Here is a 13,357-nt window from a genome sequence, read left to right as displayed (position 1 = left end):
TTGGTGAGGGCTGCGAACGGACTGCCATCATTGTCTGGTGACCCGTATTCGTATGTTCGCAACCGACCTCGACGGCACCCTGCTGCGCTCCGACCGAACGATTTCGGCGCGCACCGCGCAGGCCATGGAGAACGCGCGGCTCGCGGGGATCGAAGTTGTGTGGGCGACGGCCCGGGCCAGGCATTCGGTACACACGTTGGCGAGCTCGTGCGGATTTCGCGGTAAAGCTGTGTGTGCCAACGGAGCTGTCATTCTCGACCTGGCGGACGGGACTCCGGAGATCGTCGACACCGTTTCGATCGAAACATCTTTGGCTGCAACAGCTATGGAGCAGGTTCGTGCTCTGATTCCTGGCGTAGTGTTCGCGAACGTCGGACCCACGCAGTTCTTTGCCGAGCCGGAGTATGCCGCTCTGTGCGAGTTCGCGGACCATCACCGGCACCTGCACGAGATGGTGCTCGCCGATACGCTGCCGCTGGACGTGGAGCCGATGGTCAAGATCGTGGCCCGGCATGCCGAGGTTCCCAGCGCCGACCTGTACCGAACAGCGGTCGCTGCGGGTATCGAGGGTGTGGAGTTGACCCACTCCGGGGCCCCGTACATGGAAATGGCAGCGGCGGGCGTCTCGAAGGCCAGCGCTCTCGCGCAGTTGTGCGCGATCGACGGCATCGACGCGTCGGAAGTGGCCGCGGCCGGTGACGCCTTCAACGACGTTGCGATGCTGACCTGGGCCGGAACGGCTCTGGCGCCCGCCAACGCCAGAGCCGAGGTCATCGAGCTCGCCGACCGAATTTTGCCCACGAACGACGAGGACGGGGTGGCGAGCTACCTCGAAGAGCTGGTTGCGGGGAGCTAGTTCAGCTGCTGACGGCCTTGGGTCCGGTGCCGATACCGACTCCGCAGTCCGTCATGAATTCGGAGAAGACGCGGTCGAAGCGATCCGGGTAGTCAAGGTGCGGGAAATGTCCGGCGCGCTTGAAGATCTCCACCCGCCCCAGCGGTAGTTCGGCGCGAGCGTTCTCGGTGTGGGCGTTGGGGATGATGGTGTCTTCCTCACCCCATACCAGTAGTGCCTGCAGATTCTTGAAGTTGGCGAAATGCGGAGTGGCATTGACGGTTTGGCCGTTGTAGTTGATGACCGATCGCGCGGTCGCCAGAAATGCCTGACGCGTCGACGCGTCCGACACCGAAGCAAAGCTCTTACGGGCCTCGCTCGCGCTGGCGCCGAGCTTGAACAGGCCGATCTTGTTGAAAAGTCCGAGCGCTTTGTCGGTCACGTCGGTCAGCGTCCTCGACGCGAGGACGGGAAGTACCAGTTCGCTGCCGGGCAGAGTTGCTGCGCGCAGGAGTGGGCTCACCTCGGGGCCGAGTCCGCCGCTGGCCACCAGGCACAGCCGCTCCACCCGGTCGGGGAAGAGATACAGCGTCTGCATCGCGATCCCACCACCGAGGGAGTGACCGACGAGGGTGGCCGACGGAATGTCGAGGGCCTCGAGGAGGTCACGCACAGTGGCGGCGTGAGCGCTGAGTGAGTAGTCGCCGGCAGGCTTGTCCGACGCACCGTGTCCGAAGAGGTCGGGAGCGATGACACGGTAGTGGCGCGAGAGCGTCTCGATCTGCGGCTCCCAATTGGAGTGCGCGCCCAGTAGGCCGTGAATGAGCACCACAACGGGGCCACTGCCTTGGTCGACGTATTTGAGCTGGTCGCCGTGCAATACAACCGTCTGTAATTGGTCGGTTGCCATGATTGAACCTTTCGGAGCCGCCAGTGTCTGTGGCTGCTCGCGTGTTGTCGGACCGCACCCGCCCCGACGCGGATCCACGGGTATTTGTGACCGGGAGTAACCCCAGTTCCCTCAGTATGCCCACCGAGGGGCCCGATGTCGTCGCCATTGGGCGTGTTGTGACGAACCGTGAGCCGTCGGCTGAGGGGAGACGTACAACTCACCGCCGCGTGTCGGCGCCGCGGATCAGGCGAAATCGACCAGTTTGCCGAAAGTGAGGTTGATGTCCCACGGCGTGACGCCCCAGGTCTCGATGGCTGACACCGCGAAGATTCCGGCAGCCTCGATGGTGTCCTGTGAGGCTGGTGCCGAAACGGAAACGCCGGTTTGTCCGCTCGGAACCTCCGGCCAGACGCCGGTTCCGGCGGGCGCGGGGGTGGCCTCCATGACCGCGTTGGCCAGTCCCGATTCGTCGACGGTCGTGAAGAGGCAGTTCGGCTCGTGCGGAGCATCCCACCCGCCGAGTTCCGCGAGCCAGAATTCGCCACGTCCAGCAGCGGAGATCGCGACCGACGCGAGTACCGATTCGAGATCTTCCCAAGCGTCGGACGTCGGGGACGACGCCTCGGTGAGCTTGAACGGTGCGGCAAGTGCAGTGCTGTCAGGGGAAGCGAAGCGCGGCTGCACAGTGAGGGCCTGGGTCTGGGTATCCAGAAACGCAACCTCTCGGAACTTGTTGTCCGGCAGGGTCGTACGGGCTACGAGACCGCGTCCCAACAGTGCGCCGAGCGCCGCGGGATCGTCGACGCTCCACAAGCGGGTCTCGTCCTCGGACCAGGTGCGGATCTTTCCGCCGACGACGGGACTGATCAGCACGGGCTCGAGGTTCGTAGTGCCTGTTGACTCGCTCACCGCTGGCTCCCCACCGCACGTCGTACCGCCGGACCGGTTCCGGGCGACGAGATAAGTATGCCGCCTCGCTGCTGTGCGCCTTTATTAACCGCCGGGGGTTAAAAAAGGCGCACAGCAAGTGGTCACATATGCGTGCCGCCGTCGATGCGGATTTCCGTTCCGGTGACAAACGAGCCGTCCTCGGAAGCGAGCATCGCGATCACGCCGGCGACCGCGGACGGGGGAGCGAAACCCTCACCGATTGCCGGGGCCAGCTTGCCGAGCAGCGTGAAGTCGATGTCGGCCGGGAATCCAGGATCGGAGGTCATGCCCGAAGCGATGCTGCCGGGTGCGACGGCCACGGCGCGAAGGCCCTGCTTGCTGTACTCGAGTGCAAGAGCGTGCGTGAAGGATTGGATTCCGCCCTTCGACGCGGCATATGCCGTCATATACGGGTGGGCGAAGGTGGCCGACGTGGAACTGAAGTTGACCACGACGCCTGCCCCGCTTTCGAGCAGTGCCGGCAGGGACTCCCTCGTCATTAGGAAAGTTCCGGTCAGATTGACCCCGATGACGGTGTTCCAGAAATCGAGTGTCATCTCGTGGGTGTGCGCGGAGCGCAGAATGCCCGCCGCGTTGACCAGCACGTCGAGCCCGCCCAGAGCCTTGATCGCAGCGCCGACCTGTTCGCGAACAGACTCTTCGCTGGAGATGTCGACCTTCACCGTGGTCAGGCGATCGGAGTGGCCTGCGTCCTTCGCGGCGTTCAACGTCTGTTCGAGGCCGGTCTCGGAAATGTCGGCGGCGACGACGGTGCCACCTTCTGCCAGGATGCGGGCAACGGTGGCCTGGCCGATTCCGGATCCTGCGCCGCTGATGAGGACGCGCTTGTCGTCGAATCGATTCACGAGAAAACTCCGGTCTGTGGGATGGACAGCTGTCTGGTGACCGATTCTGCGCGATCCAGAGCTATTAATCTGCTGGGCATTCCACTGACTGGGCACCAGTGGTGCTTGTTCGCTCGCAATCCCGAGCGAACAAGCACCGACGTCTCCTAGAGGCCCGCTGCCTGCGCGAGGCTCGGCAGGTAGGTGCTCGGCTGACCGAAAAGCTGAGTGCTGCCGTGTGCACGCTTGAAGTACAGCTGAGCGTCGTGCTCCCAGGTGATTGCGATTCCGCCGTGCAACTGAACCGCTTCGGAGGTGATCTGCTGCAAGGCTTCCGAGCAGTAGACCTTCGCCACTGCCGCGTCGTCGGCCGACTGCGTCGCCACGGCGGCGTACGTCATCGACCTCGCCGTCTCGACCAACGTGTACATGTCGGCCATCCGGTGCTTGAGGGCCTGGAAAGAACCGATCGCGCGACCGAACTGCTTGCGCGACTTGGTGTATTCGACGGTCTGCTCGACGATCGCTGCGGCCGCTCCGACCTGTTCCGCGGACAAGGCGATCAGAACGACGGTTCGGATCCGATCGACCAGATCTTCGGACCACTCCAGTGGCCGACCACGAACACCGGAGAACGTGACCTCCGCCAGCGTTCGCGTCGGATCCATGGTGGGGACGCGTCGGCGGGAGACGCCTTCGGCCGCTGGATCCACTTCGTAGAACCCGTCGGCCGTGAGAACGAGCAGGGTGTCTGCGACGTGTCCGTCGAGGACGTACGACGCCGTGCCGGTCAACGCGTCTTCGGTTGCCTCGACGCCGAAGGTGCTCCAACCCGCGGCACCTGCCCAGCACAGAGCGAGCGTGCTCTCGCCGGACGCGACACCGGGCAGCAGTCGCGAGCATGCGTCGTTGTCACCGGAAAGCAGCAGTGCCTGTGCGGCAAGAATCGCCGAACCCAGCATCGGTGACGGGGTCAGCGTGCGGCCCAATTCCTCCTGGACCACGTGTACCTCGCCCAAACCTGCTCCGACGCCGTCGAACTCCTCCGGAATCGCCAACGCGGCGACGCCGATCTGCTCGCACAGCTTGCTCCACAAAGCGGCGTCGTAGCCGATCTCTGTGGTGATGGCGGCGCGGACGGCAGCGGAGTCGGAATGCTTGCTCAGGAGATCGCGTACCGATGCGCGCAGTGCTGCCTGGTCTTCGGTGTCGATGCTCATGATGCAACCAGCGCTTCGACGACGCGTGCGCGATGCTCGGACGGTGTGCCCCACGCGGTGAGCAGCGCCCGTACCTTGGTGAGCCACAAGGAGAGATCGTGTTCCATCGTGTAGCCGATGGCGCCGTGAACCTGGAGTCCGACGCGAGCGGCCTTGTACGCAGCATCCCCGCACGCGACCTTGGCCGCAGAGATGTCACGTGAGGCGTCGGCCGACTGATCGCGAACCGACAGGGCGGCGCCGTGCAGCAGCGGGCGAGCCATCTCGAGGGAGACGGCAACCTCGGCCAGGTGGTGCTTCATGGCCTGGAACTGTCCGATGACCTTGCCGAACTGCTTGCGCTGCTTCGCGTATTCGGTGGTGACCTCGAGCAGTGTCTGGCCCAGGCCCTGCAACTGCGCGGCAGTGGCAAGAGCGCCCATGTCGAAGGCGGCCGAGAAGTCGGCGGAGCCCAGCGATTCGCCGGCGGAAACCTCGTAGAGCTTGCGGGAGAGATCCACCGATGCCTTGGCTTCGCCAGGGACACCGAGTGATACGGCACCGTCCTGCGCGAGCAGAACCAGATCCACCGCATCGGCGTCGAGCGCGAACGGTGTGCGCGGGGGAGCTGCGACAGTTGCCAGCGAACCCTCGGCGAGAGCAGAGAGACGTTCCGGTGCAACGGAGGCCAGGAGCGTCGGCGCCACGGCGATGGTCTCGACGACCGGTCCGGGTACTGCGTGCCGACCGAGCTGTTCGAGCGCAACGACCAGGTCGACGGCGTCGGCGCCGAGTCCGTCGTGCTCTTCGGAGATGACGAGACCGTTGACGCCGGTCTCGGCGAGGCGCTGCCAGAGCTTCTTGCCCGGCTCGGTGTCACCGTCGTTCCACGAACGGATGACGGCGGGCATGTCGGACTTGGTCAGCAGTGCATCGATGCTTGCAGCGAAGTCCTGGTGGGAGGAGTCGAGCGCGAATCTCATCGGTCCGCCTTCGGTAGGCCGAGCAGACGCTCAGCGATGACGTTTTTCTGAATCTCGTTGGTGCCTGCGTAGATCGGGCCGGACAGGGAGAACAGGTATCCGTCCATCCAGTTGTCGGCCAACTCGGCTTCAGGGCCCTGAAGTTCGAGAGCAGTCTCGTGGGTGGCGATATCCCACTCGGACCAGAAGACCTTGTTGATCGAGGACTCGGCGCCGAGCTGTCCACCGTCGGCCAGACGGGTGACGGTGCCGAATGTGTTGAGTTGGTAAGCGCGAGCGCCGATCCAGGCGTCGGCGACCTGGTTGCGCAGAGCGCTGTCGTCGGTGCGTCCGCTGGACTTGTACAGCTCGAGCAGGCGGTCGACGGTGGCGAGAAAGCGGCCGGGGCTGCGCAGCGAGAGACCACGCTCGTTGCTCGCGGTGCTCATCGCGACCCGCCAACCTTCGTTGACGTTTCCGATCACACCCGACTCACCTGGGTTGGCCGGGTCGTCCGGAACGAAGACGTCTTCGAGGAAGATCTCGGCGAAGCCGGGCTCACCGTCGAGCTGATCGATCGGGCGAACGGTGACACCCTTCGACCGGAGGTCGAACATGAAATACGTGATGCCCTTGTGGCGCTGCGCATCCGGATCGGAGCGGAACAAGCCGAAGCCCCAGTCGGCGTAACTCGCGCGTGAGCTCCACGTCTTCTGACCGTTGAGCAGCCAGCCGCCGTCGACCTTCTTCGCACTCGAACGCAGGCTTGCGAGGTCGGAACCGGACTCGGGCTCGGACCAGGCCTGGGCCCAGATGTCGTCGGCACGAGCCATGCGCGGCATGATGCGAGCCAACTGCTCGGCATTTGCATGCTCGAACAGTGTGGGAGCCAACAAGAAGATGCCGTTCTGGCTTACGCGGCCGGGCGCGCCCGAGCGGTAGTACTCCTCCTCGAAGATGACCCATTCGAGCAGGGACGCATCGCGTCCGCCGAGTTCCTTGGGCCAGGAGACGACGGCGTAGCCGGCATCGGCGAGCGTGTGCTCCCACTGACGGTGCTCTTCGAAGCCTTCGGCGGTATCCATCGACTTCAGGGGAGTCGCGGGCACATTCGCTTCCAGGAACGAGCGAACCTCGTCACGGAATGCGGTTGTGGCGTCGTCGAATACGAGATCCACTAGTTTGTTCCTTCCTGCGGTGCGCGAGCACTGGCAGCCATAGCTTTGGCGTCGAGACCACCAAGCGAGTCTTTGCCGACTTCGGCGTTGTGAGCGTGAGCGAAGTGATGCAGACCGAAGACGGAGTCGATGCCGTTGCGCATCCCCATCTGATCCTCGCACTGATTGACGGCCTTCTTGGTCAAAGCCAGTCCGAAGCGCGGCATCTCGGCGATACGTCCGGCGAGCTCGAACGTCTCCTTCTCGAGATGCTTGCGGGCGACGACGCGGTTCACCATGCCGATTTCGTATGCACGTTGCGCGGTGAACCGATCGCCGGTGAAGAGCATTTCCTTGGCGAATCGTGAACCGACCATCCACGGGTGCGCGAAGTATTCGACGCCGGGGATGCCCATGCGGACAACGGGATCGGAGAAGAAGGCGTCGTCGGCCGCAACGATCATGTCGCAGACCCAGGCGAGCATGAGCCCGCCGGCAATGCAGGCGCCTTGCACCATCGCGATGGTGGGCTTGGGGATCTCCCGCCAACGGCGGCACATGCCCAGGTAGACCTCCATCTCGCGGGCGAAACGCTGGTCACCGCCTGGCTTGTCGACGTGATCCCACCACATGGTGGCCTTGTTCTCGTACTCGACGTGATGGTCGCGTCCCGGAGTTCCCAGGTCGTGACCGGCACTGAAGTGAGGTCCGTTGCCTGCCAGGACGATCACCTTCACCTCGTCGTCTTCGACGGCGCGCTGGAATGCCGCGTCGAGGGCGTACGTGACCACCGAGTTCTGGGCGTTGCGGTAGTCGGGTCGATTCAAGGTCACGACGGCGACCGAGTCACGAACCTCGTAGGTCACGACGTCGGCTTCGAAGGGAACGGTCATGATTGTTCCTCGCGCAGAACCGTTTTGAGGACCTTGCCCGAAGGGTTACGAGGCAGGTGATCGACGAAGCGCACCTCGCGAGGCACCTTGAAGCCTGCGATCTTCTCCTTGAGGAAAGCGATCACCGACTCTTCGGTGAGGCCGGCACCGTCGAGTTGGGCGATGTAGACGCGGCCCACCTCTCCCATCCGGTGATCGGGGATGCCGATGGCAGCAGACTCGTGGACGCCGGGCAGGCGAGCCAACATGCCCTCGATCTCGGCGGGGTAGACGTTGAATCCGCCGCTGACGTACATGTCTTTCAGACGGTCGGTGATGTCGAGATATCCGCGCTCGTCGAGGGTTCCGACGTCTCCGGTGTGCAGCCAGCCGTCGACGTCGATTGCCTTGGCGGTGGATTCCGGGTCGTCGAGGTACCCGAGCATGACGTTCGGTCCGCGAAGCAGGATCTCGCCTTGGTCGCCGATCTTGACCTCGAAATCGGCTGTCGCGCGGCCGGAACTGGTGGAGACGGTGACCGGGTCGTCGTCGGTGCGGCACATGGTCGCAACCACTGCCTCGGTCAAACCGTATGCCGTGAGGACGGCGTCGAAAAGCTCTGCTTGCATGCGCTCGACGAGAGCAACCGGCACGGGTGCTGCGCCCGTGATCGCGATGCGGAGCGAGGACAGGTCGTATTCGCTGCGGCGGGGATGATCGAGGATGGTCTGGTAGATCGTCGGGGCGCCGGGCAGGATGCTGATCTTCTCGCTGCTGACCAATGCGAGGGTGTCGTCGATGTTGAAGACGGACACCGGCACGATCGTCGCACCGTTCAACAGGCAGACCAGGATTCCGGCCTTGTACCCGAAGGTGTGGAAGAACGGGCTGATGATGAGGAAGTTGTCGTCGGCGGTGACCTCGGCGCATTCACCCCACGACTTGGCGACAGCGATGGACTGACGATGCGCGGTGATCGCACCCTTGCTGCGCCCCGTGGTGCCGGAGGTGAAGAGGATGTCGCTGACGTCGTCTGGCTGCACCTTCGCAGCACGCGCGTCGGCTTCGGTGCGGGCGGCGTCGGTGGCGAGCGCGAGGAAGTCCTCGAACTCGATGACGCCGTCACGGTCGTCGTCCCCGTCGATCGGTACCTGGATGACGGTGGGGATCCTCAGGTCCGGATTGGCGTCGAGCAACTGCTGGTACCGGTCGGCCTTGAGGAACGTGCCGACGACCACCAGGGCAGCTGCGTCGACGCGCTCGATGATGTCGAGTGCTTCGGTGCCGGTGTAGCGCGTGTTGATCGGGATGATGGCTGCGCCGGCGTACTGAGCGCCGAGCAGGGCGATCACCCAGTGGTACGTGTTGGGCGCCCAGATGACGACGCGGTCGCCTGCCTTCACCCCACGGTTGATCAGTGCGCCGGCGAAATCGCGGACGCGCTGATGCAGCTGTGCGAAGGTCAGTCGGGTGTCGCCATCGGCGATAGCCGCGCGCTCACCGAACTCCTCGGCGGCCCGGATGAGGGCTGATGGGATGGTTCTCGGTTGTTCGGTCACTGGACTCCTACCTGACACGCTACCTAGCAAGTGCTTGGTAGGTTATCTTACATATGTGGACCAGAGCGAGAGCCCGGACGGGCAGATGACGGACGACGAGTTTGCGGCCACGGTCGCGCAGTGGTTGGCCGAGAACTTGACGGGCAAATTCGCCCAGCTCAAGGGTAAGGGCGGCCCCGGCAGTGAGCACGAGTTCTTCGAGCAACGACTCGAGTGGGACAAACACCTCGCAGCGTCGGGGTGGACGTGCCTCGGGTGGCCGAAGGAGTTCGGCGGGCGGGGAGCAAGCATCTCCCAGCAGGTCATCTTCCATCAGGAGTACGCGAAGGCCGGTGCGCCCGCTCGCGTCAGCCACATCGGTGAAGAGCTGCTCGGCCCGACGCTGATCGCGTACGGCACCGACGAGCAGAAGCGCCGATTCCTTCCTGGCATCAACACGGTCAGTGAACTGTGGTCGCAGGGCTACTCCGAGCCCGGCGCCGGTTCCGACCTCGCGAACGTCTCCACGACCGCACGCCTCGAAGACGGCAAGTGGATCATCAACGGCCAGAAGGTGTGGACCTCACTGGCTCACGTCGCGCAGTGGTGCTTCGTGGTCTGCCGCACCGAGGTGGGCTCCAAGCGTCACCAGGGGTTGAGCTTCCTGCTTGTCCCGTTGGATCAGCCCGGTGTGACAGTTCGGCCCATTCAGCAGCTCACCGGCACATCGGAGTTCAACGAGGTCTTCTTCGACGACGCCGTCACCGATGCCGATCTGGTGGTCGGGGAACCCGGCGAGGGCTGGAAGATCGCGATGGGGCTGCTCACCTTCGAGCGCGGTGTATCGACGCTCGGACAGCAGATCGGATTTGCCCGCGAGCTCCAAGGCGTCGTCGACTTGGCGAAAGCCAATGGCAGTGACCAGGATCCGCACATTCGCGAAAAGATCGCCCGCGCGTGGGTCGGACTGCGCGTGATGCGCGCCCACGCGATGCGCACTCTCGACGCGGTCGACGCCGGAACCGGTGGCGGAGAAGCGTCCGTCGCAAAACTGTTGTGGGCCAACTGGCATCGTGATCTGGGACAGCTGGCGATGGACGTGCAGGGTGCGTCGTCGTTGGTTGCACCGTGGGCGGATTCCGAAGGCAATGCCTCGGACATCACCGATCCCGAGCACCTCGAGCTCGACGAATGGCAACGCCTCTTCCTCTTCACCCGCGCCGACACGATTTACGGCGGCTCCAACGAAATTCAGCGCAACATCATTTCCGAGCGCGTGCTCGGTCTTCCCCGAGAGGCCCGTTAATGTCTGACACCAAAGCCGCGTCCCCGCTTTCCGTTGCGCCGGAGGAAACCCCGGGCCACGGACTGCTCGCGGGCAAGAAGGCGATCATCACCGCCGCAGCCGGAACCGGCATCGGTTTCTCCACTGCGCGCAGGGTGCTTCTCGAGGGCGGCGACGTTCTCGTCTCCGACTTCCACGAGCGTCGACTCGGCGAGACGGTGGAGAAGCTGAAGGCCGAATTCCCCGGTCAGCAGGTCGAATCGATCATCTGCGATGTATCGAGCACCGAGCAGGTCGACGCGTTGTTCGTCGGAGCGGCCGAGAAGTTGGGACGTATCGACATCGTCGTCAACAACGCGGGCCTTGGCGGCGAAACTCCCGTCGTCGACATGACGGACGATCAGTGGGATCGCGTTCTCGACATCACCCTCAACAGCACCTTCCGTTCGACGCGCGCAGCCCTGCGGTACTTCAAGAGCGTTCCCCACGGCGGTGTTCTGGTGAACAACGCGTCCGTTCTCGGTTGGCGCGCGCAGCATTCCCAGGCGCACTACGCCGCAGCCAAGGCCGGCGTCATGGCGCTGACTCGGTGCAGCGCCATCGAAGCAGCGGAGTACGGAGTCCGTATCAACGCGGTCTCGCCTTCCATTGCGCGTCACGCGTTCCTGGCGAAGGTCACCAGTGAGGAACTGCTCGACCAGTTGGCTTCCGGTGAGGCCTACGGCCGCGCCGCGGAGGTCTGGGAGATCGCAACGGTCATCGCGATGCTCGCCAGCGATTACTCCACCTACATGACCGGCGAGATCGTCTCCGTTTCTTCGCAGAGGGCCTAGCGTCCCCGTGCGCGGTTACGGAGTCCCTGGACTCGCTGACCGCGCACAGGGGAAGGCCCTGGATAGGATTGAATACATGACGCCACCTCGAAATTCCGACGAATCAAACGGCAAGTCCGGGCGCCGCGACGAGCTGCTCGAGATCGCGGCGGGGCTCTTCGCCGATCGCGGAGTGCGCGCGACGACCGTCCGCGACATCGCCGACGCCGCAGGGATCCTGTCCGGCAGCCTGTATCACCATTTCGATTCCAAGGAGTCGATGGTCGACGAGATCCTGCACCAATTCCTCGACGAACTCTTCGGAAAATACCGCGAGATCGTCGCGGCGGGGTTGGACAGTCGCGCGACGCTCGAAGCACTGGTCGTGACGTCGTACGAGGCCATCGACGCCTCACATTCGGCTGTGGCGATCTACCAGGACGAGGTCAAGCACCTCGTCGGGAACGAGCGCTTCGCTTACCTGGCCGAGCGCAACACCGAATTCCGGGACCTGTGGGTCGGCGTCCTCGAAGCCGGCGTCGCGGACGGGACCTTCCGCTCCGACATCGACGTCGAATTGGTCTTCCGCTTCATGCGCGACACCGTGTGGGTCGCGGTTCGCTGGTACCGCCCGGGTGGATCCCTCTCGGCGCACGCCGTCGCGGCTCAATATCTCGCGATCGTGCTCGACGGGCTCTCCGATCCGGCCACAACTTCAGACGCTATTGCTGAATCAACTTCAAGAACTATTGCTGCACAACGAAACTAGGAGCTAACGCTATGTCCGAGGTTTACATCGTCGACGCCATTCGCACACCGATCGGCAAGAGGGGCGGCGCGCTGTCCGGCGTGCACCCCATCGATCTCGGTGCGCACGTCGTCAAGGCACTGGTCGAGCGCACCGGTATCGACCCCAGTGACGTCGACGACGTGATCTTCGGTTGCGTCGACGCCATCGGCGGCCAGGCCGGCAACATCGCCCGTATGTCCTGGCTCGCAGCGGGATTCCCGGAGCACGTTCCCGGGGTGACCGTTGACCGTCAGTGCGGTTCGAGCCAGCAGGCAGTGCACTTCGGCGCTCAGGCCATCCTGTCGGGCACCGCGGATCTGATCGTTGCCGGCGGCGTTCAGAACATGAGCCAGATTCCGATCTCGGCAGCGATGATCGTCGGTCAGCAGTACGGATTCGACACGCCGACTTCGGGTTCGGTCGGTTGGACCGAGCGCTACGGTGACCAGGAAGTCTCGCAGTTCAAGGGCGCCGAAATGATCGCCGAGAAGTGGGACATCAGCCGCGAAGAGCTCGAGAAGTGGGCCCTGCAGAGCCATGAGCGCGCCAAGGCTGCAATCGCCGCGGGTCGCTTCGACAACGAGATCGTTGCCATGGGCGACGCGACCGTCGACGAAGGACCCCGCGAGACCAGCCTCGAAAAGATGGCGACGCTCAAGGTTCTCGTCGAAGACGGACGCATGACCGCGGCAGTGGCCAGCCAGATCTCCGACGGTGCGAGTGCGCTGCTGCTGGCGTCAGCGGAAGCGGTGGAGAAGTACAACCTCAAGCCCCGCGCCCGGATTCATCACCTCAGCGCACGCGGCGACGACCCGATCTTCATGCTCAGTGCGCCGATCCCGGCCACGAAGCATGCTCTCGCGAAGGCCGGCCTGAGCATCGACGACATCGACATCGTCGAGATCAACGAAGCTTTTGCCCCGGTCGTCCTGGCCTGGATCAAGGAAATCGGCGCAGATCCGGCCAAGGTCAACGTCAACGGCGGCGCGATCGCACTCGGTCACCCGCTCGGCGCGACCGGCACCAAGCTGATGGCAACCCTGCTCAACGAACTCGAGCGCACCGGCGGTCGTTACGGCCTGCTGACCATCTGTGAAGGTGGCGGCACCGCGAACGCGACGATTATCGAGCGTCTCTGACGCCTTGCTGTGCGCCGTTAATAAAACCCGCCGGTTAATAAAGGCCCAAACCACTTAAATTTTGGGCACATACACAACCATGATGTCGAATTTAGCACAAT

General features: G+C 64.0%; 13 protein-coding genes. 5 read left to right on the top strand and 8 right to left on the bottom strand.

All coding sequences use genetic code 11. The annotated features are described in order from the left end of the window. Positions 1–37 precede the first annotated feature (37 nt). Positions 38–856, top strand: a complete 819-nt coding sequence (locus tag RWT78_RS08140) for an HAD family hydrolase (protein WP_003945542.1) — start codon at positions 38–40, stop codon at positions 854–856. Between the two features lies 1 nt (position 857). Here RWT78_RS08140 and RWT78_RS08135 read toward each other — a convergent pair whose 3' ends face one another. The 8 genes from RWT78_RS08135 to RWT78_RS08100 form a co-directional block, all read right to left on the bottom strand. Then, positions 858–1,745, bottom strand: a complete 888-nt coding sequence (locus tag RWT78_RS08135) for an alpha/beta fold hydrolase (protein WP_003945464.1) — start codon at positions 1,743–1,745, stop codon at positions 858–860. A gap of 225 nt (positions 1,746–1,970) precedes the next feature. Beyond that, positions 1,971–2,636, bottom strand: coding sequence for a hypothetical protein (locus RWT78_RS08130; RefSeq protein ID WP_314675189.1), 666 nt, complete (start codon positions 2,634–2,636; stop codon positions 1,971–1,973). 122 nt (positions 2,637–2,758) lie between these two features. After that, a complete protein-coding gene (locus tag RWT78_RS08125; RefSeq protein ID WP_003945543.1) occupies positions 2,759–3,523 on the bottom strand; it encodes an SDR family NAD(P)-dependent oxidoreductase in 765 nt (254 codons plus the stop codon). Between the two features lie 146 nt (positions 3,524–3,669). Then, positions 3,670–4,722: an acyl-CoA dehydrogenase family protein gene (locus tag RWT78_RS08120; protein ID WP_136471303.1), complete on the bottom strand. Its 1,053-nt coding sequence runs from the start codon at positions 4,720–4,722 to the stop codon at positions 3,670–3,672. Next, positions 4,719–5,684, bottom strand: a complete 966-nt coding sequence (locus RWT78_RS08115; protein ID WP_007734178.1) for an acyl-CoA dehydrogenase family protein — start codon at positions 5,682–5,684, stop codon at positions 4,719–4,721. The genes RWT78_RS08120 and RWT78_RS08115 overlap by 4 nt, the downstream gene beginning before the upstream one ends. Then, positions 5,681–6,841 (bottom strand): acyl-CoA dehydrogenase family protein, encoded by a 1,161-nt coding sequence (locus RWT78_RS08110; protein WP_007734181.1) that lies wholly within the window; start codon positions 6,839–6,841, stop codon positions 5,681–5,683. Before RWT78_RS08110 ends, RWT78_RS08115 begins: the two co-directional genes overlap by 4 nt. Continuing rightward, complete coding sequence (locus RWT78_RS08105; RefSeq protein ID WP_007734183.1) at positions 6,841–7,713, bottom strand: enoyl-CoA hydratase; 873 nt, start codon at positions 7,711–7,713, stop codon at positions 6,841–6,843. Before RWT78_RS08105 ends, RWT78_RS08110 begins: the two co-directional genes overlap by 1 nt. After that, positions 7,710–9,251 (bottom strand): FadD3 family acyl-CoA ligase, encoded by a 1,542-nt coding sequence (locus RWT78_RS08100; protein WP_021332413.1) that lies wholly within the window; start codon positions 9,249–9,251, stop codon positions 7,710–7,712. The genes RWT78_RS08105 and RWT78_RS08100 overlap by 4 nt, the downstream gene beginning before the upstream one ends. A 55-nt stretch (positions 9,252–9,306) precedes the next feature. Between RWT78_RS08100 and RWT78_RS08095 the strand changes: the two genes are divergently transcribed. From RWT78_RS08095 to RWT78_RS08080, 4 genes are all read left to right on the top strand, one after another. After that, entirely contained in the window at positions 9,307–10,536 is a 1,230-nt protein-coding gene (locus RWT78_RS08095) for an acyl-CoA dehydrogenase family protein (protein WP_007734188.1), read from the top strand. Further along, entirely contained in the window at positions 10,536–11,348 is an 813-nt protein-coding gene (locus RWT78_RS08090) for an SDR family oxidoreductase (protein ID WP_003945582.1), read from the top strand. The genes RWT78_RS08095 and RWT78_RS08090 overlap by 1 nt, the downstream gene beginning before the upstream one ends. Positions 11,349–11,424: 76 nt before the next feature. After that, a complete protein-coding gene (locus RWT78_RS08085) occupies positions 11,425–12,096 on the top strand; it encodes a TetR/AcrR family transcriptional regulator (RefSeq protein WP_003945807.1) in 672 nt (223 codons plus the stop codon). Positions 12,097–12,107: 11 nt separating this feature from the next. Further along, a complete protein-coding gene (locus tag RWT78_RS08080) occupies positions 12,108–13,256 on the top strand; it encodes an acetyl-CoA C-acetyltransferase (RefSeq protein ID WP_007734192.1) in 1,149 nt (382 codons plus the stop codon). The last annotated feature ends 101 nt before the right edge of the window (positions 13,257–13,357 follow it).

Source organism: uncultured Rhodococcus sp. (assembly GCF_963525155.1).
GTDB classification, from domain to species: domain Bacteria; phylum Actinomycetota; class Actinomycetes; order Mycobacteriales; family Mycobacteriaceae; genus Rhodococcus_F; species Rhodococcus_F qingshengii.
This window is presented reverse-complemented; position numbering and strand designations above follow the sequence as displayed.

What these genes read in the sequence shown, in the direction of transcription:
- RWT78_RS08135 (WP_003945464.1), bottom strand. Translation starts at nt 1,745, where the DNA reads ATGGCAACCGACCAATTACAGACGGTTGTATTGCACGGCGACCAGCTC.
- RWT78_RS08120 (WP_136471303.1), bottom strand. Translation starts at nt 4,722, where the DNA reads ATGAGCATCGACACCGAAGACCAGGCAGCACTGCGCGCATCGGTACGC.
- RWT78_RS08115 (WP_007734178.1), bottom strand. Translation starts at nt 5,684, where the DNA reads ATGAGATTCGCGCTCGACTCCTCCCACCAGGACTTCGCTGCAAGCATC.
- RWT78_RS08105 (WP_007734183.1), bottom strand. Translation starts at nt 7,713, where the DNA reads ATGACCGTTCCCTTCGAAGCCGACGTCGTGACCTACGAGGTTCGTGAC.
- RWT78_RS08090 (WP_003945582.1), top strand. Translation starts at nt 10,536, where the DNA reads ATGTCTGACACCAAAGCCGCGTCCCCGCTTTCCGTTGCGCCGGAGGAA.
- RWT78_RS08085 (WP_003945807.1), top strand. Translation starts at nt 11,425, where the DNA reads ATGACGCCACCTCGAAATTCCGACGAATCAAACGGCAAGTCCGGGCGC.
- RWT78_RS08080 (WP_007734192.1), top strand. Translation starts at nt 12,108, where the DNA reads ATGTCCGAGGTTTACATCGTCGACGCCATTCGCACACCGATCGGCAAG.